Below are 25,948 nucleotides of genomic sequence, written 5' to 3' on the forward strand. Positions count from 1 at the left end.
GTACTGACAAATTGAGTAGTTTCCCCTGAGTAAATCAGCGTTACAGCTGGGCGCTGAATATGGACGCCGCGCCCGTCGTCAGGCGCTCCCACCAGGACCGCTCGCGATGTTCGGCTTTCGTCACCGGGTTCGAGCGCTTCCAGTCGTCCTCGAAGATCGCGGTCTGTTCCCGCGCGAAGCCTTCATGCAGGACATTCAGGTTGGCCTCGTCATTGATGCTGAAGGAGCGGTTGTCGAAATTGGTCGAGCCCACCGACACCAGCAACTGGTCGACGATCAGTCCCTTGACGTGGAACATCGTGGGCTGGTATTCGGCCAGTTTCACCCCGGCCGCCAGCAGTTCGCCCCAGCGCTCGCGCGAGGCGGCCTTGACCAGATCCGAATCGATGAACTTGCCCGGCATCAGGATGCGCACCTTCACGCCGCGTTTTGCCGCCTCGATCAGGGTGCGGATGGTCAGGTCGTCGGGCACGAAGTAGGCCGCCGACAGGTCGATGGTCTTGCGCGCGGAGGTGATCGACATCAGGTACATCAGGTGCATCGACTCGGCGCCGCCAGTTGGCGAGCTCGAAAACATCTGGGCCGGCATGTCGCCCACGGCCTGCAGGGCAGGGAAATAGTCGGCGCCGTCGAGCACCGTGCCGGTCGCCTTGGTCCAGTTGTCGTTGAACACGGCCTGTACCTGGCCGACCACCGGTCCTTCGATGCGGAAATGGGTGTCGCGCCAGTGATTTTCGTCCTGGGCATTGCCGCGCCACAGGTCGGCAATGCCGACCCCACCGGTGAAGCCGACCTTGCCGTCGACGACCAGCAGCTTGCGGTGGGTGCGGTTGTTCAGGCGCGCCAGCTTCCACCATACCGGCTTGTGGTAACGCTGCACCTGCACGCCGGCCGCCTTCATGGCATCGATCTGCGCGAGGTCCAGCTTGATACTGCCCATGAAATCGAGCATCACGTGTACCTTGACGCCGGCGCGGGCCCGTTCCATCAGGGCCTCCGTGAATTCGCGTCCGATCGAGCCGGACCAGTAGATATAGGTTTCGAAGGTGATCGTCTTCTTGGCCGAGCGGATCGCTTCCAGCATGGATGGGAAGATCTGGTCGCCGTTCAGCAAGACATCGACCTTGTTGCCTTCCAGGATAGGCGGGCCCAGCAGGACGCCGAGCGAGCGGCGGAATTGCGGGTCGTTGGTGTCATACAGGCGGGGCAGGCGGGTTTCGATTTGCGTCTCGCTCGGCATAAAATTGAGCGCAAGAACGCCACCGACCAGCGTCAGCGCGGCCGTGACCAGGATTGTCCAGAATCGTTTGGGTGACATGAGAAATGCGGGCGTAAAAAAACCAACGCGTGAAGCGTTGGTTTTTAGAAAGCGCTGTGCTGATTAACGAACACGGCCGCGACGCAGCAGGTTCACGATCGCCAGCAGGATGACAGCGCCCAGGAACGACACCAGCAGCGACGAGACGCTGAAGTCGTCCGAGTTGATGGTGCCCGAGCCAAACAGCGGCGACAGCAGCCAGCCACCCAGGAAGGCGCCGACGATACCAACAACGACGTTGAGAATCATGCCTTGTTCTGCGTCGGTCTTCATGACCATGCTGGCCAGCCAGCCCAGAATACCACCGACAACGATCCAGATGATGAATAACATGGTGAACCTCCTTCAAGTGTAAGAAAACATACCCCCAGGCCCTTGAATTGCCGTGACCATGGAGAAAAGTCTAGAGACCAGTGCTCTTCAAGTCGGTGCGGCAACGAACGTTAGACGGCGAATCTGCAGGCCTGTTTTGGCCTCGCGAATTGTTGAGTAAAAAGAACCCTGCATGGTGCGTCAGCGAACAGAAGAGGTCTGGTGCGGGGCATAAGGTTTCAATACTTGCAATTCTGTTTTGTTTGCAGGACCACAGCACCTGAACCTTCTGAAAGGATTCGCCATGAGCAACTACGATTCGAATAACAACCAGAATTCCCGCATGGTTACCGGCCTGTTCCCTGACCGTGCCAGCGCCGAACGCGCCTATAGCTCGATCTCGACCCGTGGCTACACCAAGGACGACGTCAACCTGATGATGTCCGACGACGCCCGCAAGACCCATTTCAAGGATACCGATACTGAACTGGGCAGCAAGGCTGCCGAAGGCGCCGGTATCGGCGCCGGTATCGGCGGTACCATCGGCGCTGTGCTGGCAGGCATTGCCGCAGTCGGCACCACCCTCGTGCTGCCGGGCGTCGGCCTGGTGGTGGCTGGCCCGCTGGCAGCGGCCCTGGCCGGCGCCGGCGCCGGCGGCATCACCGGCGGCCTGATCGGTGCACTGATCGGCGCCGGCATTCCGGAAGATCGCGCTGCGCACTATGAAGAAGGCATCAAGCGCGGCGGCATCGTGATGGGCGTGAACGCACGTTCGGACGAAGACGCTCGCCACATCGAGCAGTCGTTCACCGACAACGGCGGCAGCCACGTGATCGGTGCCGGTATCGGCGCCCTCGGCGGTGCAGCGGCTGGCGCGGCCATCGGCTCGGCGGCCGGTCCGATCGGTACCGTGGCAGGCGCTGCCATCGGTGCGGTCACCGGCGGCATGGCCGGCAAGGGCGTGGGCGAAGTCGTGAACCCGAAAGCGGGTGACGACCTGTCGGAACACTACCTGGCCAAGGGCACCGGCGCCGGTACCGGCGCTGCAGTGGGCGCCATGGCAGGCCTGGCAGCCGGCCCGATCGGCATGGCCGCGGGCGCCGTGGTCGGCGGCCTGGCCGGCGGCGCAGCCGGCAAAGGTGCGGGCGAAGTCGTGAACCCGAAAGCGGGCGACGACCTGAACGACCATCACCTGGCCCAGGGCGTCGGTGGCGCCGGTGGCGCTGCGGTCGGCGCGGCGGTTGGCTCGGTGGCCGGCCCGATCGGCACCGCTGCGGGCGCCGTGATCGGCGGCCTGGCAGGCGGCGCAGCCGGCCAGGGTACGGGCGAAGTCGTCAATCCGAAACCAGGCGACGAACTGCGTGACCACCACCTGGCAACCGGCGCCGGCGCTGCTGGCGGCGCTGCCGTCGGCGGTGCGGTGCTGGGCGGCGCGGTCGGCGGCCCGATCGGCGCGGTGGCTGGCGCCGGCATCGGCGCGGCAGTCGGCGGCATGGCCGGCAAGGGCGTGGCCAAGATGGTCAACCCGGCCGAGGAAGACGCCCACTGGCGCGGTCAGTACCAGACCCAGCCGTACTACACCCCGGGCTACACCTACGACGACTACGCTCCGGCCTACGCGCTGGGCTACAACTCGGCAGGTCGCTACCCGGGCGGCTACGACATGCACGAGAACGAGCTGTCGAGCGAATGGGAGCGCACCAAGGGCAGCTCGCGCCTGAACTGGGACCAGGCCAAGCACGCTTCGCGCGCCGCATGGCACAAGGTCGAGCGCGCCATTCCTGGCGATTTCGACCGCGACGGCCGCTAAGCAGCTGAACCGGTAAGGAAATAAAGAAGCCCCCGGCGCCTGACGGTGCCGGGGGCTTTCTCTTTGGCGCGTGGATTACTGCTTGACCGCTTCCACCTGGATCGCCAGCTTCACTTCCGGCGAGAATGCCGGCAGGCCGAAGGTGATGCCGAAGTCGCCGCGGTTGAACTGCGCGCTGGCGTCGGCGCCGCACACTTCGCGCTTGAGGCGCGGATGCTCGATGCACTTGAAGCGGTTGATGGTCAGGGTCAGCGGCTTGGTGACGCCGTGCAGGGTCAGCTCGCCCGCTGCCGAGGTCGGCACGTCGCCGGTAAAGGTGATCGACTTGGCCTTGAAGGTCGCGGTCGGGAATTTTTCGACATCGAAGATATCCGCCTTCTTGGCATGCGCATTCATGCCGTCGTGGCCGAAATCGATGGTGGTGGTGTCGATGACGATGTCGATGCTGCCGGTCTTGGCCTTGCGGTCCAGGGTGACGGTGCCTTCGGTCTTGTTGAACTTGCCGCGCCAGACCGAGATGCCCATGTGGTCGGCTTCGAAGCTCGGGTAGGTATGGTTCGGGTCGATCTTGTAGGTGTCGGCGGCGAAGGCGATGCCGGCGCCGAGGGTGCTCGAAGCAGCCAGGGCCGCGATCAGGTGCTTGATTTTCATGGGATTATCCTTGTGTGTTGAGGTGCGTGCTTGATTATGGGGCGGCAGTGACGCGGAACTTGATGACGACCTCATCGGCCACCATGCTCGTATCCTTCCACTCGTCTTCGCCGATGTTGAAGGCCAGCCGCTTGATCGGCAGCTGTCCTTCGAATACCTGTTTGCCCGCTTCCGTCCTGACGCTGAGCGGGAAGCTCACGTTGGCGCTGCGGCCCTTGATGGTCAGCTTGCCGCTGACAGTGAGCTTGCCCGCCGCTGCCGGGACGATGCTCGAGGACACGAAGCTCGCCTTCGGGAATTGCGCGGTGTTGAACCACTCTTTCTTGGTGATTTCCTTGTCGTACTCCGGGTCGCCCATGTCGAGGCTGGCGGTTTGAATCTCGACCGTCGCCTTCGAGGCGGCCGGTTTGGCCGCATCGTAGTCGATCTGGGCGTTGAACTGCTTGAACTTCGCTTCGACCGGCACGCCCATCTGCTTGAAAGTGGCGCTCACGCTGCTTTTCGCCGGGTCGGTCTTGAGGACGGCGGCGCCGGCGAATGTGGCAATCACTGCGCTCGCCATGACAGACGCCAGCAGCACGGACTTGATTGGTTTCATGGTATTTCCTTACGAGAAGAGAAAGGCAGCATGCGTCCCATCACGCCGTCGCGGTCCACGAGCAAGTGCTTGAACGCAGCCGCCACGTGCAGGCCGACAAGCAGCGCCAGCAGCATGTTGAGCCAGTAGTGGACTTCCTTCAGCACGACTTTCAGGGCCGGGTCGGGCCCGATCAGCACCGGCAGTTCGAGCACGCCGAACCAGACGATCGGATAGCCGGTCGCCAGGCTGTAGAAATAGCCGGACAGGGGCACGGCGAACATCAGGATGTACAGCAGCCAGTGCAGGCCGTGGGACGCACCGCGCTGCCAGGCCGGCATCGCGTCGGCATAGGCCGGCGGATGGCGGAACAGGCGCCACAGCAGGCGCAGGGCGGCAAGCAGCAGCACGGTGACGCCGGCCCATTTGTGCCAGTTGAAGTATTTCAGTTTGGTCGGCGTGATGCCCGGGATGTCGGTCATGACCAGCCCGAGGGTGAAGGTCCCGATGATCAGCAGTGCGATCAGCCAGTGCAGGACGATAGCCGGGATGGTATAGCGATGCATAAAGATTGTAATTTGGAAAGTTGTACGCGTTAGAACTAACTATACCAGTGTTTACTTCATGCTGCCGAGGGCTGCCAATTTCAGCTCGATACACTAGCACGGAATGCAACAAATCACAGCCGGGGCAGGTAGAATGTAAAATCCTTTAGAACGCTGTTTATCAGAGATGACTGACGACACCATCTAATGCCATGGGGTAAGACTATGAGATTACGAACGCCATGGGTAGCCTGCCTCGGCATGGCGCTGGCGGTCGGCGCACACGCGGAGCAGCCCGACAGCCGCGCCGACAACCTGGCCGACCTGTCGATCGAAGAGCTGGCCAACATCGACATCACCTCGGTATCGAAGAAGCCCGAGCGGCTGCTCGACGCGCCGGCCTCGGTCTTTGTCATCACCGCCGACGACATTCGCCGCGCCGGTGCGCGCAGCCTGCCGGAAGCGCTGCGCCTCGCGCCCAACCTGCACGTGGCGCAGGGCTCGAGCTACGGCTATGCGATCAGCGCACGCGGCCTGAACGGCAGCAACAACAGCGCCCCCAACAAACTGCTGGTCATGATCGACGGACGCTCGGTGTATGCGCCGCTGTTCTCGGGGGTCTTCTGGGACATGCAGGATGTCATGCTGGAAGATGTCGAGCGCATCGAGGTCATCAGCGGTCCGGGCGGCACGATGTGGGGCGTCAACGCCGTCAATGGCGTCATCAACATCACGACGCGCTCGGCCCATGCGACCCAGGGCAGCCTGGCCGTGCTGCGTGCGGACAGCGACGGCGGCGACGCCGCGTTCCGCCAGGGCGGGAAGCGCGGCGACGCGAGCTGGCGCGTCCACGGCAAAGTGCTGCAGCGCTCGCACAGCGAGACCGACGCCGGCGCCCGGGTCGACGACGCCTGGCGCCAGGCGCAACTGGGCTTGCGCGCCGACTGGGAGCGCGGCGCCGACGCGTTCAGCATCAACGGCAACCTGTTCCGCGGCCGGCTGGAGCAGCCGGAGCCGGGCGCGATCTCGGTCACCGGCACCGCGCTGCGCCTCGGCGACATCGATACCGAAGGCGCCAACCTGACCGCACGCTGGGACCGCGCGCTGGCCGACGGCGGGCGCCTGTCGGCGCAGGCCTACCTCGACCACACACGGCGCGAGGTGCCGCCGACCTTCACCGAATCGCTGCAGGTCGCCGACCTGCAGGTCGAACACACGCTGCCGGCCTGGGGCCGGCACAGCCTGATGTGGGGCGTGAACCTGCGCCACAGCTGGGACGAGGTGCAGAACAGCGAGGTGATCGCCTTCTTGCCGGCCCGTGTGGAGCAGACCTGGGCCAGCCTGTACGCGCAGGATGAGATCGCATTGCGGCCCGACCTCAGCCTGACCCTGGGCGCGCGCGTCGAGCGCAACGACTACACAGGCGCCGAGTTCCTGCCGACCGCGCGCCTGTCGTGGCGCCTGGCGCCGAGCCACTCGGTCTGGAGCGCGCTGTCGCGCACCGTGCGCGCGCCGACCCGCCTGGACGCCGACGCGTTTATCCCCGGCCGTCCGCCTTATCTGCTGCGCGGCGGGCCCCGCGTGCGCTCGGAAGTGGCCAAGGTGTTCGAGCTGGGCTACCGCGGCCAGCCGCTCCCCGGGCTGTCGACCTCGGCGACGCTGTTCCACAACTGGTACGACCACCTGCGCACGCAGGAAATCGACCCGACCCGCACCTTCGTCACCTTCGGCAGCCTGATGGAAGGGGAGGCGACCGGGATCGAGATGTGGGGCAGCTACCAGCTGACAGACGCCTGGCGCATGTCGGCCGGCTTCACCGCGCTGCACGAACGCCTGCGCCTGAAGCCGGGCAGCAATGACCTGGCCGGGCCGGGCACGGCCGGCAAGGACCCCGAGCACACGCTGCAGCTGCGCTCGGACTACGCCTTCGACGACCGGCGCGAACTGGAGCTGGCGCTGCGCAAGGTGGCGGCGCTGGAAAACCCGGCGGTGCCCGGCTACTGGGCGCTGGACGCGCGCTTCGGCTGGCGCCTGGCGCGCAACCTGGAGTTGTCGGTGGTGGGACAGAACCTGAACGGCAGCCACGCGGAATACGGGCCCGTTGCGACGCGTGCGGAGATCGACCGCAGGGTGGGGGTGAAGCTGGTGTGGACTAACTGAGTGGAAGCTGCCAGCGCAGCTGTTCCTGCGCTGGTTGAACGCGCGGACGGGAGACCCGTCCACCCTACGATCAGATCGCTGCGGCCAGTTGCGCAGCCAGGCCGGTGTAGTTCGCCGGCGTCATCTGCATCAAGAGATCCTTGGCTTCCTGCGGAATCGCCAGCTTGCCGATGAACTCCTGCAGCGCTTCGCGGGTAATGCCCTTGCCACGGGTGAGTTCCTTCAGTTGCTCGTACGGGTTCTCGATGCCGTAGCGGCGCATCACGGTCTGCACCGGCTCGGCCAGCACTTCCCAGTTCGCGTCCAGGTCTTGCTCGAGGCGCGCCGCGTTCACTTCGAGCTTGTTCAGGCCGCGCAGGCAGCTGTCGTAGGCCAGCAGCGCATAGCCGAAGCCGACGCCGATATTGCGCAGCACGGTCGAATCGGTCAGGTCGCGCTGCATGCGCGAGACCGGCAGCTTCTCGGCCATGTGGCGCAGTACCGCGTTGGCCAGGCCCAGGTTGCCCTCCGAATTTTCGAAGTCGATCGGGTTGACCTTGTGCGGCATGGTCGATGAGCCGATTTCGCCGGCGCGCAGCTTCTGCTTGAAGTAGCCGAGCGAGACGTAGGTCCAGATGTCGCGGTTCAGGTCGAGCAGGATGGTGTTGGCGCGCGCGATGGCGTCGAACATCTCGGCCATGTAGTCGTGCGGCTCGATCTGGATGGTGTACGGGTTGAACACCAGGCCCAGGCGGTTCTCGATCACTTCCTTCGAGAACGCCGGCCAGTCGAAGCCCGGATAGGCCGACAGGTGCGCGTTGTAGTTGCCGACCGCGCCGTTCATCTTGCCCAGGATTTCGACAGCTTCGATGCGCTTGACGGCGCGCTGCAGGCGCGCGACCACGTTGGCGAATTCCTTGCCGAGGGTGGTCGGGCTGGCGGTCTGGCCGTGGGTGCGCGACAGCATCGGCAGCGCTGCGTTGGTGTGCGCGATGTCGGTGAGCCTGGCGATGATCGATTGAAGGGCCGGCAGCAGCACGCCGTCGCGCGCGGCTTTGAGCATCATGCCGTGCGAAGTGTTGTTGATGTCTTCCGAGGTGCAGCCGAAGTGGATGAATTCGGAAGCAAGCACCAGCTCCGGCACGTCCTTCACCTGCTCCTTGAGCCAGTATTCCACCGCCTTGACGTCATGGTTGGTGACCGCCTCGATCTCCTTGATGCGCGCTGCCTGGGCGTCGCCGAAGTTCGCGGCCATGCTGTCGAGGTGGGCGTTCGCTTCGCTCGAGAATGGCTTGATCTCCGGGAAGCCTGCCTGCGACAACGCCTGCAGCCAGGCGATTTCCACTTTCACGCGGTGGTGCATGAAGCCCGCTTCGGACAGGATCGGGCGCAGTTTGTCGGTTTTCGACGCGTAGCGGCCATCCAGCGGGGACAGGGCCGACAGGGCAGGGGAGGGGACGGTAGAGGTCATGGCGGGCGGTCCGTGCAAAAACGCGGATTTTACCACCGGGCGCGCTACCGGGCCTTGCGCGCGCTGTCGCGGCGGCCGGCCGCCAGGCCCTTCCGGCGCAGACAGGCGCCGGAAGGGCGATGCTATACTGGCATCCAATCTTCTTATTCGGGCATGTATGAAACTCATCGGTTCCCTTACCAGTCCCTATGTGCGCAAAGTCCGTGTCGTGATGGCGGACAAGAAGCTCGATTTCAGCTTTGAGCAAGAAAACGTCTGGGTGCCGGAGACCACCATTCAACAGGTCAACCCGCTCGGCAAGATCCCCTGCCTCGTCATGGAAGACGGCAGCACGCTGTACGACTCGCGCGTGATCGCCGAATACCTCGACACCATTTCCCCCGTGTGCAAGCTGCTGCCGCCGAACGGCCGCGATCGTACCGAAGTCAAGGTCTGGGAAGCGCTGGCCGACGGCGTAGTCGAGGCCGCCATCCTGGTCTTCCTCGAGCGGCGCGAGCGCCCGCCGGAGCAGCAGAGCGCCAAGTGGATCGAACGCCAGATGACCAAGGTGCACGCCGGCCTGCGCGAGATGTCCGTCCGGCTGGGCGACTCGGCCTACTGCATGGGCATCCATTACACGCTGGCCGACGTCGCCGCCGGCTGCACGCTGGACTGGCTCAGCTTCCGCTTCCCCGACATCGACTGGCGCGGCGACTATCCGAACCTGGCGCGCCTGGCCGACAAGCTCGCCGAGCGCGCGTCGTTCCGCGACACCGCGCCCCCTGTCGCGTGAGCGCCCCCGGCTCCCCGGTCGCGCCCACCGCAGTGTTTGGCGAGGCGCTGGTCGACGATTTCAGTACCGAGCAGGTGGTGGGCGGCGCGCCCTTCAACGTGGCGCGCCACCTGGCCGCCTTCATGGCGCCTCAGCTGATGCTCACCCGCATCGGCAACGACCGGCCCGGCCTGTCGGTGCGCGCCGAGTTCGAGCGCTTCGCGATGAGCGAGGCCGGCCTGCAGTTCGATCCCATCGAGGAGACCGGCCGCGTGCTGGTCGAGCGCGGCGCGCGCGGGCACCGCTTCACGATCCTGCCGCACCAGGCCTACGATTTCATCGAGCGCGCGCCGGCCCTGGCGGCGCTCGAGAGCGCGCAGCCGGGCATCTTGTATTTCGGCACCCTGGCCCAGCGCCACGAGCGCTCGCGCACCACCCTGATGGCGCTGTTCGGCGCCACGGGGGCGCTGCGCTACCTCGACCTGAACCTGCGCGACGAGCAGTTCGACGAGCGCGTCGTCACGCGCTCGCTGCAAGAAGCCAACATCGCCAAGGTCAACGAAGAAGAGCTGCAGGTGCTGTTCGGCTGGTACTTCCAGATCAAGCCGGACGATCCGGCGATGGCAGCCGACGAGGTGCACGCCTCGTGCCAGGCGCTGCTCAAGATGTTCTCGCTCGACGCACTCATCGTCACGCTCGGGCACCGCGGCTCGGTGTACTTCGGGGCGGACGGGAGCGTGCTCATGAATCGCGACAACCCGGCGCCGCCGTTCGTCATCGACACGGTGGGGGCGGGCGACGCTTTCTCGGCGATTTTCCTGCTGGGGAAGATGCGCGGCTGGCCGCTCGATGTTTCACTGGCCAGGGCCAACGAGTTCGCGGGTGCGATCTGCGCGATTCCGGGGGCGGTGCCGCGGGATCTGGGGTTTTATGACGGGTGGATGAGGAAGTGGCGCTGAACGGCCGTTGAGGCCGTTCAGCAAGTCAGGCGTCGACTTATTCGCTGATCTGGCTCTGCAGGTAGTTCTGGATGCCGACCTTCACGATCAGGTCCAGCTGCGTTTCCAGCCACTCGATATGTTCCTCGGTATCTTCGAGGATCATCAGGAACAGGTCGCGGGTGACATAATCCGCCGCCGCTTCCGCCGCCGCAATGCCTTCCTTGACCGTCACCTGGGCCGCGCGCTCGAGCTTGAGGTCGCATTCCAGCATTTCCTGGGTCGATTCACCGATGAGCAGCTTGTGCAAGGCCTGCAGGTTCGGCAGGCCATCCAGCATCAGGATGCGGTCGATCAGCTTGTCGGCGTGCTTCATTTCGCCGATCGATTCGTCGTACTCCTTCTTCGCCAGCTTGCCGAAGCCCCAGTGGCGGTACATGCGCGCATGCAGGAAGTACTGGTTGATCGCGGTAAGTTCGTTGGTCAGCTGTGCGTTCAGCAAACGAAGAACGTTCTGGTCGCCTTTCATGTAGAGCCCTTGGTGTTTTTTGAATGGGCTCCATGATAACAAACAAGCCGCCGGATTTCGGCTCACATGACGCCGAAACGCTGAAAAAAGCCCGTCAAATCAGGGAAAAAGAGAGAAATCCGGCCGGAATAAAAACCGTTCTCAGTCCACTCTGAAAACGCTTCTCGTTACCGGACGCAGAGGCGAAAAAAAGCCCCACCGAAAGCGGGGCGGAGGAGACGCGCTAGCGGAGATCAGGCCGCTTGCGGCACGCGGCGCATTTCGGTAATCGTGGTCGTGCTCTCAATGTGTTCGTTCAGCACTTCGCGTGCATAGCTGACGCATTTGCCGCACATGGTGCCGACGCCCAGTTCCTTGTGCAGTTCGGCCACCGAGCTGATGCCCAGGTCGACCGCCTGGCGGATTTCGCGGTCGGAGATGTTGTTGCAGACACAGACGATCATCGTTCGATTCCTTGGGCTGAGAGCGACGCGCTCACACGTTGTTCACTTGGCATTTAAATGAGAATCAATCTCATTCGTGTTCTATTCTCCGTAAACTCGGTCCCGTTTGCAACAAGAATTTGCAGTGTGCGCGCTCTTTCTTTGCCTTTTCTTTGGTGTGTGATCAAAGCGCAAATAGAAATAATTCGCATTTAGGTTTATGATGCTCGATATCTGTCTCATCAGCGCTACACTTACCGGACGCGACCATGACTCTTGCTCCCTCCCTCACCACGCTCGACGCCCTCCAGGCCGGCCAGAGCGCCACCGTGATCCACCTGGCGCCGGCTGCGCAGCAGGGTGGTTTCGACGTCCAGCGCCGCCTGATGGAGCTCGGCTTCGTGCCGGGCGAGCGCATCCGCGTGCTCAAGCGCGTGCTGGGCGGCCCGCTGGCGGTCAAGGTCGGCGAATCCACCTTTGCGCTGCGCCGCTTCGAAGCCGCCCTCGTGTCGATCAAGCCGGAATAATCGAATGGGTGTCATGGAACAACAGGTGGCGTCGCGCACGCCCCTGGTCGCACTGCTCGGCAATCCCAACTGTGGCAAGACCGCACTCTTCAACCGCCTGACCGGCGCGCGCCAGAAGGTCGCGAACTACGCCGGCGTGACCATCGAACGCAAGGAGGGCAGCTTCACCTCGCCCGCCGGCCGCGCCTTCCGCGTACTCGACCTGCCGGGCGCCTACAGCCTCAGCGCCCATACGCCCGACGAAGCCATCACGCGCGACGTGGTGGCCGGCCTGCGCGCCGGCGAAGCCGCGCCGGATGCCGTCCTGTGCGTGGTCAATGCAACCAATCTGCGCCTCAACCTGCGCATGGTGCTGGAGCTCCAGCGCCTCGGCCTGCCGATGGTGCTCGTCTTGAACATGGTCGACGTCGCCAGGAAGCGCGGCATCGCCATCGATACCGCCAGGCTGTCCGCGGCGCTGGGCATGCCGGTGGTCGAAACCGTCGCCATCCATACCGGCGGCGAACAGGCCCTGCTGGCCCAGCTCGACCGCATGGCTTTCGATGTGAAGGTAGAACCCAATCCGCTGTCGGCGATCGATGCGGTGCCGGTCGAGGAAACCCAGCGCGAAGTGCGCCGTATCCTCGAGCTCGCCGTTTCCGCCAGTGGCGACCGCGGCAACCTGACCGAGAAGATCGACAACGTGGTGCTGCATCCGGTGCTGGGCCCGATCATCCTGGCCGCGCTGATGTTCCTGATCTTCCAGGCCGTGTTCAGCTGGGCCGGCGCGCCGATGGACCTGATCGAAGCGGGCGTCGGGCTGCTGGGCGAGCAGGTCGGGCTGCTGCTGGGCGAAGGCGTGCTGCACAGCCTGATCGTGGACGGCATCATCGCCGGCGTCGGCAGCGTGCTGGTGTTCCTGCCGCAGATCCTGATCCTGTTCTTCTTCATCCTGCTGCTGGAAGACGTCGGCTACCTGCCGCGCGCCGCCTTCCTGCTCGACCGCATCATGGGCAGCGTCGGGCTGTCGGGCCGCGCCTTCCTGCCGCTGCTGTCCTCGTTCGCCTGCGCGATCCCCGGCATCATGGCGGCGCGCACCATCCAGAATCCGCGCGACCGCCTGGTGACGATCATGATCGCCCCGCTCATGACCTGCTCGGCGCGCCTGCCGGTGTACGCGCTCCTGATCGCCGCCTTCATCCCGGACCGGATCGTGGCCGGCGGCCTCAACCTGCAGGGCCTGGTGCTGTTCGGCCTGTACATGGCCGGCATCCTGAGCGCCATGGCGGTGGCCTGGTTCATGAAGCGCCGCAGCGACTATAAACAGCAGGCGCTGATGCTCGAACTGCCGGCCTACCACTGGCCGCAGCCGCGCGCGCTGGCTTCCGGCCTGTGGGACCGCGCCAAGATCTTCCTGAAGCGGGTCGGCACCTTGATCCTCACCATGATGATCCTGCTGTGGCTGCTGTCGAGCTTCCCGGGCGCACCGGAAGGCGCGACCCATCCGCCGATCTACTACAGCGTGGCCGGCATGATCGGCCGCGCCCTGGAATATATCCTGGCACCGATCGGCTTCGGCTGGGAGATCGCGATCGCCCTGGTGCCCGGCATGGCCGCGCGCGAAGTGGCGGTGGGGGCGCTGGGCACCGTGTACGCGCTGTCGGGCGGCGACGAAGTCGGCAACACCCTGGCGCCGATGATCGCGCAATCGTGGTCGCTGGCCACCGGCCTGTCGCTGCTCACCTGGTACGTCTACGCGCCGCACTGCCTGCCGACGCTGGCCACCGTGGCGCGCGAAACCGGCAGCCGCCGTTACGCCTGGATCATGGCCGGCTACATGTTCGGCCTGGCCTACGTGGCCGCCTTCATCGTCTACCGCGTCACCCTGTATTTCACGGGAGCCTGAGCATGTGGCAGGAGCTGCTTACCGGGATCATCGTCGCGCTGGCCGTGCTGTACGCCGGCGCGAAGTACCTGCCGGACAGCTGGCGCCGCGCCATCGTGCACCGCCTGTCGCAGGGCGGGCGCCAGTCCAGGTTAGTGAAATGGCTCGATACCTCGGCCAGTTGCGGCAGCGGCTGCAACAGCTGCAAGACCTGTGGGCCGGCCCCGGCCGAGCCGTCGCCCGGCAAGGGCAACGGCAAGGTCATCAAGATCCACCAACGGCGCTGATCAATCGCCCTTGACCACGTGCCAGGCGCCGCCGACGCCGTCGCCGGTCTTGTCTCCCGCTTTCTTGTCCTTGACGAAGGTGTACAGCGGCTTGCCCTGGTGGGCCAGCTGCTTGCTGCCGTCCTCGCGCGTCACGACCGAATACGGCGCGGGTGGCGTGCCCTCGGCCATGACCGGCGGCCAGTTCCTGGCGCAGGCGGCGACGCAGCTGCTCTTGCCGCTGTTCGGCGTGTCCTTGTCGTAGGTATAGACCGTCATGCCGGCGCTATCGACGAGCATGCCGTTCGAGGCCTTCAAGGGGGCGCTGTCGGCAGCGAAAGCGGTGGCGGAAAACAGCAGGGTGGTGATGACGGCGGTACTGACGCGAAGCAATTTCATATAGCCTCCTGGTCGCTTACTGCGTGGGTGGACGACCATTCTAGCCTGCTGGCGCCGTCATGGCATCCACCGCCGCACCCCATGCTAAGCTGGCGGCCTGTCGAACTCTTCGTAGAACAACACCCATGATCGTCGTCCATCACCTGAACAATTCGCGCTCGCAGCGCATCCTGTGGCTGCTCGAGGAGCTCGGGCTCGACTACGAGATCAAGAAGTACCAGCGCGACCCCAAGACCATGCTGGCGCCGCCGGAACTGAAGGCGGTGCACCCGCTCGGCAAGTCGCCGGTCATCACGGACGGCGACACGGTCGTGGCCGAATCCGGTGCGATCGTCGACTACCTGGTCGGCCGTTACGGCAACGGGCGCCTGGTGCCCGCCGCCGGCACCCCGGATCGCCTGCGCTATACCTACTTCCTGCACTTCGCCGAAGGCTCGGCCATGTCGCCGCTGCTGATGAAGCTGGTGTTCGACAAGGTCGAGCATGGGCCGATGCCCTTCTTCGCCAGGCCGATCGCGCGCGCGATCGCACGCAAGGTCAAGGAAGGCTTCATCCTGCCGAACATCCGCAGCCAGCTCGAGTTCCTGGAGGGCGAACTGGGCAAATCCACCTGGTTCGCGGGCGAGGAATTCAGCGCCGCCGACATCCAGATGAGCTTTGCGCTGGAAGCGGCCGCCTCGCGCGGCGGACTGGGCCGCCAGTATCCGAAGCTGTCGGCCTTCCTGCAAACGATCCACGCACGACCGGCCTATGCGCGCGCATTGGCGCGTGGCGGCAAGTATGACTATGCGTGATAAGTATCTTATTAACCACAAGTGCTCATGATTTAATAACTTGATGGTTGTTAGATAATTCTAACGTGCAATAAAATTGAGGCTTCGTCCAACGCCGGAGCTTTCATGCCAAACCACGCATCCCTTTCCCGTACGCGGGCCTGGCTGATTCCTTTCGTCCTGGCGCTTGCCGCCGGGTGCAGCCGCGACGCCGGCCAGCCGGCCGAAGAATTCAGCGCGTCGGCCGGCCAGGTCAAGCCGGCCGTATCGAGTCCGGTCACCCGCTACGCGGCCGCGCGCTTCGCCGACCAGGTCAGTTTCGGCGCCACGCCGGCCCTCGTCGCCGACATCCAGGCCAAGGGGTTCGAACGCTGGATCGACGAGCAATACGCGCTGCCGGTATCGCTCATCGACACCACGCCGATCGCCAGCTACGACAGCCAGGTCCGGGAGCAGGGCGACAAGGCCTACCTGTACATGAACCAGCAGTTGTACGGCTCCTTCCTCAACGTGCCCGACCAGCTGCGCCGGCGCGTCACCTGGTCGCTGTCGCAATTCATCGTCACGGCGATCAACAAGATCGAGCCCTACGGCGGCCTGTCCTACTCGAATTTCCTGCAGCGGCATGCGTTCGGCAACTACGGTGAGCTGATCCGCGCGGTGACGATGAACCCGTCGATGGGCGTCTACCTGGACAACCTCGAGAACCGTCCGACCAGCGACGAGTGCCGCTGGTGCGCCCCCAACGAAAACTATGCGCGTGAACTGCTGCAGCTGTTCACGCTGGGCGTGGTCAAGCTCAACCTGGACGGCAGCGTACAGCGCGACGCGGCCGGCAAGCCGGTCGAGACCTACAGCCAGAAGGACGTGGAAGAGCTGGCGCGCGCGCTGACCGGCTGGCGTGTGAACGGCAATTTCGACCGCACCGACTACCGCCGCTACGACGGCGAACTGGTGCCCGATACCTGGCGTGCGGCGCATGACCGCGGCGCCAAGCAGGTATTGGGCCGCTCCTTCCCGGCCGGGGTCGAGGCGCGCCAGGAGCTCGACACCATCGTCTCGCTCGTGATGTCGCACCCGAACATCGCGCCCTTCGTCAGCCTGCGCCTGATCCAGCACCTGGTCACCAGCGATCCGAGCCCGGCCTACATCGCACGGGTCGCCACCGTATTCAGCAACAACGGCCAGGGTGTGGCCGGCGACATGAAAGCCGTCGTCAAGGCGGTCTTGCTCGACCAGGAGGCGCGTCGAGGCGACCAGCCGGGGAACGACACGGCACAGTTCGGGAAAATGCGCGAGCCCCTGCTCTGGTACACCGGCCTGCTGCGCGGACTCGGTTGCACGCGCCAACTCAAATGGGGCGATGCCGAAACACAGGTCGTGACCGCCGCGTCGCAGAACCCGTTCGATCCAACCAGTGTCTTCAGCTTCTACATGCCGACGGATCGCGCGCCCGGCAGCAACCTGCTGGCGCCCGAACAGCGGCTGCTGAACGCCTCGGAGCTGTCCTGGCGGCTCGGGAACGGAATCGCCGAAGGCGTCCAGCGCGTCGCGGCGAGCTGCCAGGCCGATGAATTCGGACGCGCGTATAGCGCCTCGCCATCGGTCCTGGCCGACCTGATCAGCGAACGCTTCTTCCGCGGCGCCATGCCCGCCGCACTGCGCCAGAACCTGATCGAGCTTGCCCCCACGACCTGGGGCAACACACCTACCCAAAAAGCCGTCAGCCTGGTGCAGTTCGCGCTGGCGACCCCTTACTATGGAGTGATCCGCTAATGGACCGCCGCCACTTTCTCCGTTTTGCCGGCGCCGCGCCGGTGGTCAGCATGCTCGGCGCCTCGAGCCTGCTCGAATCCGGCCCGGCCCACGCGGCCGGCGACGATTACCGCGCGCTGGTCGTCGTGTTCCTCGGCGGCGGCAACGACGGGCTGAACAGCCTGGTGCCGACCGACGGCGCCTACGGCGATTATGCCGGCGCCCGTCCCGAGCTGGCGATCGACAAGAGCGTGCTAGCCAGCCTGTCGGGCAGCAGCGGCGGCCATACCTACGGCATGCATCCGGCGCTGGCGCCGCTGGCCTCGCTGTACAACGGCGGCCGCCTGGCCTGGATCGCCAATGCCGGTCCGCTGGTGCAGCCGGCCACGGCGCGCCAGGTGATCGACCGCGCGGTCGCCGTGCCTTCGTTCCTGCTGTCGCACAGCGACCAGGTGATGTGGCAGCAGGGCTGGCTCGGCGACAGCGACACCAGCGGCTGGGCCGGACGCGCCCTCGAACTGCTGCCGACCTCCCTGCGCAACCCGGTCAATGCGGTCACCATGAACAACGACCGCACCCTGGTCCTGGGCCGCAACTCGCCGGTGTCCTTCCTGAGTCCCTGGGACTCGCGCTACTGGGGCCAGGCCGACCTGGCGCGGCCGGGCGAGCCGGCTGCGCAGGCACTGAACCGCATGGCGCGCTGGCAGTTCGCCAACCAGTACGAAGCGGAGTACGCGCGCACCTTCGGCGGCGCCGTGACCGAATCGACCCTGTTCACCCAGGCCACGCTGGCGGCCAAGGATCCGGCAGGGGACTTCGGCGGCGACGAGCTGTCGCGCGCGCTGCGCAAGCTGGCCTCGCTGCTGCCGGTGTTCAAGCAGCGCGGTTTCAAGCGCCAGGTGTTCCTGGTCCAGTGGGGCCAGTTCGACACCCACGCCGCCCAGCGCGGCACCGGCGCCACCAGCCAGGACGCCCAGCTGGCCACCCTGGCGCGCGCAATGCATGCCTTCGACCAGGCCAACCAGGCCGCCGGCCTGGACCAGAACATCGTGTCGCTGACCATGAGCGACTTCGGACGCACGCTGCGCCAGGCGTCGGGCGGCGGCAGCGACCATGCCTGGGGCAACCACTGGTTCGCCATGGGTGGTCCGGTGCGCGGCGGGCAGGTGGTCGGCACCCTGCCCACCCTGACGCTCCGCGGCCCCGACGATTCCGACCCGAATGGCGGCGGGCGCTTCGTCCCGACCATCTCGACCGACCAGGTGGGCGCGACGCTGATGCAATGGCTCGGCCTGCCGTCGACCGAATTCGACAAGGTGTTCCCGAACCTGGCCAACTTCAGCCAGAAAACCATCAACCTGCTGCACGCGTAAGCGGCCGACGAGACACCATGGATATCAAAGGTACTGCAGGCGACGACACCATTGTCCAGACGGGGAACGCGGACGAATGGCACGACTACCACGGCCTGGACGGCAACGACATCATCCGGATCTACCAGGGCCAGGCGCTCGGGGGGCGCGGCAACGACCGTATCGAGGCCTTACCCTCGGCGGAATGGTGGCGCACGGTGTCGGCGGCCTACTGGGATAGTCCCGCCGGCGTGGTGGTGGACCTCGCCGCCGGCTATGCCGAGGATGGCTGGGGCACGCGCGACACGCTGGTCGGCGTGCATAACATCTCCGGCTCGTGGCATGGGGACAAGCTGTACGGCGACGCCAATAACAATGCCGTCAGTGTCGGCGGCGGCGGCCATACCATCACGGATGGACGCGGTGGAGAGGATGTGGTGTGGCTGCCGAAGTACAGCGACGACACGGCTTTCTCGGAATTCAGGATCGACGTCAGCATCGATGGCCTGCACGCAACGGTTACCCATCCTGGCCAGCCTGGCTTCCGGCTCGACATCAGCAACTACGAGCGGATCGGCATCGGCTGGAACGTCAGCCATGCACTGGCCGACTTCATCTCGCCCGAGCGCATGGCGATCGAAGGCCTGGTCGGCGCCGATGCCAACCGCTGGAATGCCGGGAAGTCCCAGGGCAGCGCCGTCGAGCTGAGCTTCGGTTTCGCCACCAGCGCTCCGGCCAGCGGCCCCGGCGCGACCGGCTTCGCTGCCTTCACCGAGGCGCAGAAGGCAGCGGTGCGCGCCATCCTCGACAGCGCGTCGAAGCTCACCGGCCTCACGTTCCGCGAAACCGCGCCGGACGGCGCCAAGCTGCTGTTCGGCGCCAGCGCACAGGCGGCGACCAAGGGCGTGGCCGCGATGCCGGGCCAGGCCAATGCCGGCCAGGTCTGGATGGACGTCGATTCCCTCAAGGATCTGACGCCGGGTTCGGAAGGCTACGCGGCGCTGCTGCACGAAATCGGCCATGCGCTCGGCCTGCGCCATCCGCGCAACGTCGATGCAGGCGATGCCTGGACCGCCCAATGGCGCGCGCAGGACGACGTCACCAGCTACTCGGTGATGGCGCACGGCGCCAGCCTGGACGGCCTGTTCCCGTCGACCTGGGGCGCGCTCGACATCGCCGCGCTGCGCTACCTGTACGGCACCCGCAGCACGGGCGCCGGTGACACCGTGTACAAGCTCGACGCCGCGCGCTTCGAAGCGCAGACCAGCATCACCGACGACAGCGGCAACGACAGCATCGACGCCTCGGCGTCGGTCATCGGCGTTTCGATCGACCTGACCCCGGGCAGCCTGTCGAGCGTGGGCATCACGAAGAACGGCGCGGTGGCGGTCGACAACCTCGGCATCACGCCGAACACGTGGATCGAATCGGCGATCGGCTCGCAGTACGACGACGTCCTGCTCGGCAATGCCCGCGACAACAGCTTGCGCGGCGGCCTGGGCAACGACTGGCTCGACGGCGGCGCGGGCAGCGACACCGCCGTCTTCGAAGGCAAGCGCGCCGACTACCTGATCAGCACCGGTTTCGGCAAGCTGTTCGTCACCGCGCGCGACGGCAGCGGCGGCTTCGACACCCTGCTCAGCGTCGAGAAACTGAAGTTCGCCGACACCACGATCGCCTTCGGCAGCGCCGGACTCGCTGCCGACACCACCATCGGCGTCGACCAGAACGCGAGCACGTCGGGCAGCCTGCCGGTGTCGAGCGATGGCGCCACGGTGAGCTACAAGGTCAAGAGCGGCCCCGCGCACGGTACCCTGAGCCTGTCGGCGAGCGGCGAGTACGTCTACACGCCGCAGCGCGGCTTCGCGGCGGAAGACCGCTTCACCTACACCGTCACCGATGCCAAGGGCAGCAACGACTACACCGGCTTCATCGCCGTGCGCCAGCTGTCCGCCGCCCCCGGCGGCACCGAGGGCGGCGACAGCCTGGCGGGCAGCGCCGGCGACGATACGCTGGCGGCGGGAGGCGGTAACGACCGCATCGCCGGCAGCGCGGGCTCCGACCACATCGACGCCGGCGCCGGTTTCGACACCGTGCGCTACGAGGGCGCGCGCGGCAGCGTCAAGTTCGCGCGCCACGAGGATGGCAGCACCATCGCCACCAAGGCAGCGGGCGCCGACCACCTGGTGGGCGTCGAGCGCGTGCTGTTCGGCGACGGCAGCGCGGTCGCCCTCGACATCGACGGCGCCGCCGGCCAGACCTATCGCGTCTACCAGGCGGCCTTCGACCGCAAGCCGGACATCCCCGGCCTGAGCTTCTGGATGTTCAACATGGACAACGGCGTGACGCTGGAGGCGGTGGCACGCGGCTTCCTGGAATCGGCGGAGGCGATCAAGCTGTACGGCGCCAACCCGACGGCCGAGGAGTTCGTGTCGAAGCTGTACAGCAACGTGCTGCACCGCGCGCCGGAGCAGGCGGGTTACGACTTCTGGGTCAATGCCATCAAGCTCGGCTTCTCGCGCTCGGAACTGCTGGCCCAGTTTGCCGAGAGCGCCGAGAACCGTGCCCAGGTGATCGGCGTGATCGAAGGCGGGATCGACTACACGCCGTTCGGCGCATGAACGGCTGTGCCATCGTCCTCGCGGCCGCCTGCGCCGCCGCACTGCTGGCCGGCTGCGGCGGCGCCGCGGTGGAAGACCCGGCGCCGCCCGCGCGCACCGCGAGCACCGTGACTGCCGCCCAGGTGGACCACGAGCGCATCGCCCAGCAGCTCTACCTGGCCTATCTCGGCCGCGCCGCCGATCCTGCCGGGCGCGACTTCTTCGCCGGCGCCAGCCGCCAGGCCGGATTGCCGTCGGAGATGGGCGCGATGGTCGGGCGTTACGCGAGCGACCCGGGCGCGCGCCAGGTGCTCGACAGCGTGGCCGGAAGCCCGGAAGCCCTCGCCCTGTATGCGGGGACCGACACGGCCGCGGTGTCGGCCATGTACCGCAACCTGTTCAACCGCGATCCCGACCCCGGCGGCCTGGCCTTCTGGACCGGCGTGCTGTCGAGCGGCGCATTGAACCGCGCCCAGGTGCCGCTGGCGCTGCTGGCGGGCGCCCATTTCTCGGATTTGGCGGTATTCGACCGCAAGACCGCGGTGGCGGCCGCCTTCACCGCCGCACTGGATACTCCTGAGCGTGCCGCCGCCTACCATGGCGAGGGCGCCGCCGCCGCGCTACGGCAGGTGCTGGCGAAAGTGACGCCCACCACGCTGGATGGCGATGTGATCGTGCTGGTGCACGAGGCCCTCGCGGCGGTCGCCGCCTCGCCGGCCTTCCCGAAAGTCCAGGCGATCGTGCGTGCGCGCTGCGTGGCCTGCCATTCGGTCACCCCGACCATGCGCGGCTTTGGCAGCGCGCCGCGCGGCATCCGTTTCGATACCGCGGACCAGATCCGCGCCGACGCGTACCGCATCTACGTCAACGTGGTCCAGACCCAGTTCATGCCCTACGGGAACCAGACCAATATGACGCAGGCGGAGCGTGCGATCGTGCGCGCATGGTATGAGACGGAGGTGCAAGGCGGGGTCCGCTGAAGATCCCCGCTTTGCCGCGCGCGCCGCCCGGTTTATCATGGCGGCGCCGCAACCAATCCCGATAACCGCACCACCATGAGCAAACAGGGAAAGCTGCTGGCGATCGATGGCCTGAACATCGTGCGCCGCGTCTACGAAGCCAGCCCGGAACCGGATTCCGACCTGAAGGCCGGCATCGCGCTGCGCCACGCCTTCTCGTCGTTCCGCAACGTGCTGGAAACGCACGCGCCCACGCACGTGCTGGCGGCCTTCGACTACGGCGGCCCGAACTGGCGCCACGCCCTCTATCCGCGCTACCGCGAGGGGCGCGCTCCCATGCCGGCGCCGCTGCGCGACGCCCTGCCTGAGTTCCATGAACGCCTGCGCCAGGCCGGCCTGCACGTGCTGGCCCTGCCCGAGGTCGAGGCCGACGACGTGATCGCCACCGGCGTCATGCGCTGGCTGCAGGAAGGGCGGGGCGAAGCCATCGTGGCCACCACCGACAAGGACCTGCACATCCTGATCGCGCACGGCGCTCTGGTGTGGGACCACTTCAAGAACGAATGGCACGACGACGCGTGGGTGCGCCAGCGCTTCGGCGTGGCGCCGGAGCTGCTGCACGACCTGCTGGCGCTGATGGGCGACCCGACCGACGGCGTGCCGGGCGTGTCGAAGATCGGCATGAAGACCGCGGCGCGCCTGCTCAATGCCTACGGCAGCCTGGACGCCGTGGTGGCGGGCGCCGGCATCCTCAAGACGCCGCTGGGCGAAAGGCTGCGCGCCGAGCGTGAGATACTCGCGGTGTCGCGCCGGTTGGTCGAGCTCAAGCTGGACGTGCGCCTGGGCGTGACCTGGAACATGCTGGCTTACGAATCACATTGAAAGGGAGGCGATGCTCAAGGCATTGATCGTGGACGGCAGCGCCATCGCGCGCGGCCTGCTCAATACCGTGCTGCTCGATGGCGGCTACGATGTCGTCGCACAGACCCATACCGGCCATCTGGCGCTGGTACTGGCGATGAAGCACCGTCCGCAGATCGTCTGCATCGCGCGCGAGCAGGTCGAGGACGGCAGCCGCGTCGTCGAGGAACTGCGCGCGCAGCTACCCAAGGCAATGATCTTCATGGTCTCCGGCACGCTCGACGCCGCCGCCATCCAGGAGACGCTCGGGCGCGGCGTACACGGCTTCATCGTCAAGCCCTTCAAGGCCGACGCCGTGCTCAAGACGATCCGCGCCACCGTGATCGCGGTGGTCCGCAAGCAGCAGGCCGCATCCGGCGGCGAGCAGTAATTCAACCGCGGCGCTTGATTTCTTCCGAAGCGATCGCCGCCAGCTCGCGCAGCGCCCGCAGTTCGCGCGCGCGCAGACGGCGCGGCTCGCGGTCCAGCACGCACAGGGTGCCGAAGCGGCGCCCCTGCGCGTCTTCCAGCGGCACGCCGGCATAGAAACGCACATGCGGGCCGCGCGTCACCAGCGGATTTGCGGCGAAACGCGGATCGTTGGCGGCATCGCCCACCACGAATTCCTCGCCGCTGGCCAGCGCATGGTTGCAGAATGCCCACTCGCGCGGGGTCTCCCGCAGATCGAGGCCGACGCGCGCCTTGAACCACTGGCGTTCTCCGGCCAGCACAGTGACCAGCGCGATCGGACAGTCCGTCACCTGCGCCGCCAGACGCGCCAGGCGGTCGAAGATTTCCTCGGGGGCGGTGCCGAGCAGGGCGTGGGTGGACAGTGCTTCGACGTCTTGCGGCGGCGCTGGGGCAGGGGCCGTGGCGGCGCCCTGCCGCGTCTGCAGCTGGCGCACCGCGCTGACGCGCACCCGCCTGTGCCCTCCCGGCGTCTTCCATGCCGGCAGTGCTCCGCTCTCCATCCACAGCTGCGCAGTGCTGACGGCAACGCCGAGCATGTGCGCAGCTTCGCGCGTGGTCAGGATCGGATCGTCCTCGCTCATAATCGTGGTAATTTGTAATTGATGCAGGCATTTTACCCGAGTACCGGCAATATTTGACGGAAATGCGCACACTTTTCAGTTAATATTGCCGTAAAGCACAATTGCATCCTAAAATGTCAGTATAATCGTCACTTTTGATAAATGCCTGCGCCTTCGTAGGTGTGCAAAGCCAAGGCCGCTCCATGAATACGCCGCACGATCCCGCGCTCCGCGAAGCCAGCCGCATCGAGGCGCTGCGCCAGCTGGAATTGCTCGACACCGCGCCCGGCGAGGCCTTCGACCGCATCACCCGCATGGCCTCCCAGTTGTTCCAGCTGCCGATCGCAGCGGTCTCGCTGACCGATACCGACCGCCAGTGGTTCAAGTCGAAGGTGGGTGTGGCGCACGACGCCATCCCGCGCGTGAAGGCACCCTGCGCGGCGGTGGCCGACAGCGGCGCGATGCTCGAAGTGCCGGACCTGCTGGAGAGCGAGTGCTTCCGCGACAGCCCTCTGGCCGACAGCGGGATCCGTTTCTATCTTGGCGCGCCGCTGGTGACCAGGAACGGGCACTGCCTGGGGGCGATGTGCGTGCTCGGCACCGAGCCGCGCGCCGTGACCGAGGCCGACCGCAGCACGCTGAGCGACCTGGCGGCCATGGTCATGGCGCAGGTCGAGCTGCAGCACGCCCTGGGCCGGGTCGATCCGGTCAGCGGCCTGCCCAACCGCAACCAGTTCGTCAGCGACGTGCGCGACTTGAGCCTGGTCACCGCCCAGGGCGCGCCCCAGCTCGCGGCCCTGGTCAGCCTGGCCACGCCGGAAGAGCAGAGCGACGCCATGCGGGTAATGGGCAGCACCTGGCTCGACGACATCGTGCGCGACGCCGCACCCGCGTTGCGGGTGCTGGCCGGCGGCGGCAAGGTGTACCACGTCTCGCCGACCCAGTTCGCATTCCTGGCGCCGCTCGGCCTGTCGCTGGTGCGCTTCAGCGGCATGCTGATGGCGTGGCTGGGCGAACGCACGGCGACGGGGCAGGGCGGTTTCCTGACCACGCCCACGGTGGGACTGGTGCGCTTTGCGGTGGGCCAGGACGCGCCGCTCGACGTATTGCGCAACCTGCACAGCGCGGCCCACGATGCGCGCGATGCCGAGTCCGGGCTGCGCGTCTACTCGGCCGAGCAGGACGCCGCCTACCGCCACCGTTTCTGGCTGATCAGCGAACTCGGTCGCGCGCTGGCGCAACCCGACGAACTGCACCTGGTTTTCCAGCCCAAGGTTTCGCTGCTCGACGGCAGCTGCGTCGGCGTGGAAGCCCTGCTGCGCTGGACCCATCCCGAATCCGGCCCGATTGGTCCGGGCGAATTCATGCCGATCGTCGAGAGTACCTCGCTGGCGCACGCCACCACCGAATGGGTGCTTGACGCGGCGCTGCGCCAGCTGGCGGCCTGGCGCGCCGGCGGCGTGTCGCTGCAGGTGGCGGTCAACGTGTCCGCGGTGAACCTCGAGGAGCCGGACTTCTGCGAGCGCGTGCTGGACGGGCTGGCGCGCCACGGCCTGCCGGCCGCCAGCCTGGCCCTGGAGATGACGGAAAGCGCCCTGATGCGCAAACCCAAGGCCGCCCACGACACCATGGCGCGGCTGGCCGCGGGCGGCGTGAAGATCGCCATCGACGATTTCGGCACCGGCTACAGCAGCCTGTCCTACCTGCAGGACATGCCGGCCGACGTGGTCAAGATCGACCAATCCTTCGTGCGCGGGATGGAAAGCGACGAGCGCACGCAAGCGCTGGTGACGACCATGATCAAGCTGTCGCACGACCTCGGCCATCGGGTGGTGGCGGAGGGCGTGGAGACGGAGGAAGTGGCGCAGATGCTGCGCGCGGCGGGCTGCGACGAGGCGCAGGGTTACTACTATGGGCGGCCGATGGCGCCGGCGGCGCTGGGCGAGTGGCTGGCGAATCGTTAATTTGCTGCTGCGATGTCGTTCTTCGTAGGGTGGGCGGCTGCGCCGCCCACGCGTTCAACCAGCGGAAGAACAGCCGCTCAGGCAGCTTTACCGGG

The 25,948-nt window shown here is 66.2% G+C and carries 25 protein-coding genes; 15 read left to right on the forward strand and 10 right to left on the reverse strand.

The genetic code is table 11. The annotated features are described in order from the left end of the window. Positions 1 to 40: 40 nt before the first annotated feature. Together cls and AC56LU_RS03745 are read right to left on the reverse strand one after the other, a co-directional pair. Entirely contained in the window at positions 41 to 1,318 is a 1,278-nt protein-coding gene (gene cls, locus AC56LU_RS03740) for a cardiolipin synthase (RefSeq protein WP_497174265.1), read from the reverse strand. 63 nt (positions 1,319 to 1,381) lie between these two features. Further along, positions 1,382 to 1,651: a GlsB/YeaQ/YmgE family stress response membrane protein gene (locus tag AC56LU_RS03745; protein WP_020656446.1), complete on the reverse strand. Its 270-nt coding sequence runs from the start codon at positions 1,649 to 1,651 to the stop codon at positions 1,382 to 1,384. Positions 1,652 to 1,934: 283 nt separating this feature from the next. Between AC56LU_RS03745 and AC56LU_RS03750 the strand changes: the two genes are divergently transcribed. Next, positions 1,935 to 3,440 (forward strand): hypothetical protein, encoded by a 1,506-nt coding sequence (locus AC56LU_RS03750; protein ID WP_497174266.1) that lies wholly within the window; start codon positions 1,935 to 1,937, stop codon positions 3,438 to 3,440. A 75-nt stretch (positions 3,441 to 3,515) separates the two neighbouring features. Here the strand turns inward: AC56LU_RS03750 and AC56LU_RS03755 are convergent, their stop codons facing one another. From AC56LU_RS03755 to AC56LU_RS03765, 3 genes are read right to left on the reverse strand one after another with little or no spacing between them, the layout of a single operon-like run. Further along, positions 3,516 to 4,091 (reverse strand): YceI family protein, encoded by a 576-nt coding sequence (locus AC56LU_RS03755; RefSeq protein ID WP_497174267.1) that lies wholly within the window; start codon positions 4,089 to 4,091, stop codon positions 3,516 to 3,518. A 34-nt stretch (positions 4,092 to 4,125) separates the two neighbouring features. Further along, positions 4,126 to 4,689: a YceI family protein gene (locus AC56LU_RS03760; protein ID WP_497174268.1), complete on the reverse strand. Its 564-nt coding sequence runs from the start codon at positions 4,687 to 4,689 to the stop codon at positions 4,126 to 4,128. Beyond that, entirely contained in the window at positions 4,686 to 5,234 is a 549-nt protein-coding gene (locus tag AC56LU_RS03765) for a cytochrome b (RefSeq protein ID WP_497174269.1), read from the reverse strand. The genes AC56LU_RS03760 and AC56LU_RS03765 overlap by 4 nt, the downstream gene beginning before the upstream one ends. Positions 5,235 to 5,438: 204 nt before the next feature. Here AC56LU_RS03765 and AC56LU_RS03770 point away from each other — a divergent pair, with 204 nt between their 5' ends. Next, the gene (locus AC56LU_RS03770) at positions 5,439 to 7,373 is read left to right on the forward strand and encodes a TOL_0244 family TonB-dependent receptor (RefSeq protein ID WP_497174270.1); all 1,935 of its coding nucleotides are present in this window, start codon (positions 5,439 to 5,441) and stop codon (positions 7,371 to 7,373) included. Between the two features lie 70 nt (positions 7,374 to 7,443). Here the strand turns inward: AC56LU_RS03770 and purB are convergent, their stop codons facing one another. Then, entirely contained in the window at positions 7,444 to 8,823 is a 1,380-nt protein-coding gene (gene purB / locus AC56LU_RS03775; RefSeq protein ID WP_497174271.1) for an adenylosuccinate lyase, read from the reverse strand. 157 nt (positions 8,824 to 8,980) lie between these two features. On the opposite strand from purB, the gene AC56LU_RS03780 reads away from it, so the two are divergent. Together AC56LU_RS03780 and AC56LU_RS03785 are read left to right on the forward strand one after the other, a co-directional pair. Next, positions 8,981 to 9,595: a glutathione S-transferase N-terminal domain-containing protein gene (locus tag AC56LU_RS03780; protein WP_497174272.1), complete on the forward strand. Its 615-nt coding sequence runs from the start codon at positions 8,981 to 8,983 to the stop codon at positions 9,593 to 9,595. Beyond that, positions 9,592 to 10,533 carry a PfkB family carbohydrate kinase gene (locus AC56LU_RS03785; protein WP_497174273.1) on the forward strand — a complete coding sequence of 314 codons (942 nt, stop codon included), beginning with the start codon at positions 9,592 to 9,594 and terminating at the stop codon, positions 10,531 to 10,533. Before AC56LU_RS03780 ends, AC56LU_RS03785 begins: the two co-directional genes overlap by 4 nt. Before the next feature lie 37 nt (positions 10,534 to 10,570). Here the strand turns inward: AC56LU_RS03785 and bfr are convergent, their stop codons facing one another. Both bfr and AC56LU_RS03795 read right to left on the reverse strand, forming a co-directional pair. Beyond that, positions 10,571 to 11,041 (reverse strand): bacterioferritin, encoded by a 471-nt coding sequence (bfr, locus tag AC56LU_RS03790; RefSeq protein ID WP_027866505.1) that lies wholly within the window; start codon positions 11,039 to 11,041, stop codon positions 10,571 to 10,573. Between the two features lie 233 nt (positions 11,042 to 11,274). Further along, positions 11,275 to 11,484, reverse strand: coding sequence for a (2Fe-2S)-binding protein (locus tag AC56LU_RS03795; RefSeq protein ID WP_497174274.1), 210 nt, complete (start codon positions 11,482 to 11,484; stop codon positions 11,275 to 11,277). Positions 11,485 to 11,732: 248 nt separating this feature from the next. Between AC56LU_RS03795 and AC56LU_RS03800 the strand changes: the two genes are divergently transcribed. From AC56LU_RS03800 to AC56LU_RS03810, 3 genes are read left to right on the forward strand one after another with little or no spacing between them, the layout of a single operon-like run. Then, positions 11,733 to 11,990: a FeoA family protein gene (locus tag AC56LU_RS03800; protein ID WP_497174275.1), complete on the forward strand. Its 258-nt coding sequence runs from the start codon at positions 11,733 to 11,735 to the stop codon at positions 11,988 to 11,990. 4 nt (positions 11,991 to 11,994) lie between these two features. Then, positions 11,995 to 13,875, forward strand: coding sequence for a ferrous iron transporter B (feoB, locus tag AC56LU_RS03805; protein ID WP_497174276.1), 1,881 nt, complete (start codon positions 11,995 to 11,997; stop codon positions 13,873 to 13,875). A 2-nt stretch (positions 13,876 to 13,877) separates the two neighbouring features. After that, positions 13,878 to 14,141 carry a DUF6587 family protein gene (locus tag AC56LU_RS03810; protein WP_497174277.1) on the forward strand — a complete coding sequence of 88 codons (264 nt, stop codon included), beginning with the start codon at positions 13,878 to 13,880 and terminating at the stop codon, positions 14,139 to 14,141. Here the strand turns inward: AC56LU_RS03810 and AC56LU_RS03815 are convergent, their stop codons facing one another. Continuing rightward, complete coding sequence (locus AC56LU_RS03815) at positions 14,142 to 14,519, reverse strand: COG4315 family predicted lipoprotein (RefSeq protein WP_497174278.1); 378 nt, start codon at positions 14,517 to 14,519, stop codon at positions 14,142 to 14,144. Positions 14,520 to 14,644: 125 nt separating this feature from the next. Between AC56LU_RS03815 and AC56LU_RS03820 the strand changes: the two genes are divergently transcribed. The 7 genes from AC56LU_RS03820 to AC56LU_RS03850 all read left to right on the forward strand — a co-directional run bounded on the left by AC56LU_RS03820 (position 14,645) and on the right by AC56LU_RS03850 (position 23,249). Further along, the gene (locus AC56LU_RS03820; protein ID WP_497174279.1) at positions 14,645 to 15,313 is read left to right on the forward strand and encodes a glutathione S-transferase family protein; all 669 of its coding nucleotides are present in this window, start codon (positions 14,645 to 14,647) and stop codon (positions 15,311 to 15,313) included. 105 nt (positions 15,314 to 15,418) lie between these two features. After that, positions 15,419 to 17,068 (forward strand): DUF1800 domain-containing protein, encoded by a 1,650-nt coding sequence (locus AC56LU_RS03825; RefSeq protein ID WP_497174280.1) that lies wholly within the window; start codon positions 15,419 to 15,421, stop codon positions 17,066 to 17,068. Then, positions 17,068 to 18,420: a DUF1501 domain-containing protein gene (locus AC56LU_RS03830; RefSeq protein ID WP_497174281.1), complete on the forward strand. Its 1,353-nt coding sequence runs from the start codon at positions 17,068 to 17,070 to the stop codon at positions 18,418 to 18,420. The genes AC56LU_RS03825 and AC56LU_RS03830 overlap by 1 nt, the downstream gene beginning before the upstream one ends. A gap of 17 nt (positions 18,421 to 18,437) precedes the next feature. Further along, complete coding sequence (locus AC56LU_RS03835; RefSeq protein ID WP_497174282.1) at positions 18,438 to 21,020, forward strand: DUF4214 domain-containing protein; 2,583 nt, start codon at positions 18,438 to 18,440, stop codon at positions 21,018 to 21,020. Further along, positions 21,017 to 21,979: a DUF4214 domain-containing protein gene (locus AC56LU_RS03840; protein WP_497174283.1), complete on the forward strand. Its 963-nt coding sequence runs from the start codon at positions 21,017 to 21,019 to the stop codon at positions 21,977 to 21,979. Before AC56LU_RS03835 ends, AC56LU_RS03840 begins: the two co-directional genes overlap by 4 nt. 75 nt (positions 21,980 to 22,054) lie before the next feature. After that, positions 22,055 to 22,840 (forward strand): 5'-3' exonuclease, encoded by a 786-nt coding sequence (locus AC56LU_RS03845; protein ID WP_497174284.1) that lies wholly within the window; start codon positions 22,055 to 22,057, stop codon positions 22,838 to 22,840. Positions 22,841 to 22,850: 10 nt separating this feature from the next. Then, complete coding sequence (locus tag AC56LU_RS03850) at positions 22,851 to 23,249, forward strand: response regulator (RefSeq protein ID WP_497174285.1); 399 nt, start codon at positions 22,851 to 22,853, stop codon at positions 23,247 to 23,249. 1 nt (position 23,250) lies between these two features. Here AC56LU_RS03850 and AC56LU_RS03855 read toward each other — a convergent pair whose 3' ends face one another. Then, positions 23,251 to 23,910 (reverse strand): GAF domain-containing protein, encoded by a 660-nt coding sequence (locus tag AC56LU_RS03855; RefSeq protein ID WP_497174286.1) that lies wholly within the window; start codon positions 23,908 to 23,910, stop codon positions 23,251 to 23,253. A gap of 182 nt (positions 23,911 to 24,092) precedes the next feature. Between AC56LU_RS03855 and AC56LU_RS03860 the strand changes: the two genes are divergently transcribed. Beyond that, positions 24,093 to 25,853 carry a sensor domain-containing phosphodiesterase gene (locus AC56LU_RS03860; protein WP_497174287.1) on the forward strand — a complete coding sequence of 587 codons (1,761 nt, stop codon included), beginning with the start codon at positions 24,093 to 24,095 and terminating at the stop codon, positions 25,851 to 25,853. The last annotated feature ends 95 nt before the right edge of the window (positions 25,854 to 25,948 follow it).

This window comes from Telluria sp. PB2R4 (assembly GCF_059685695.1).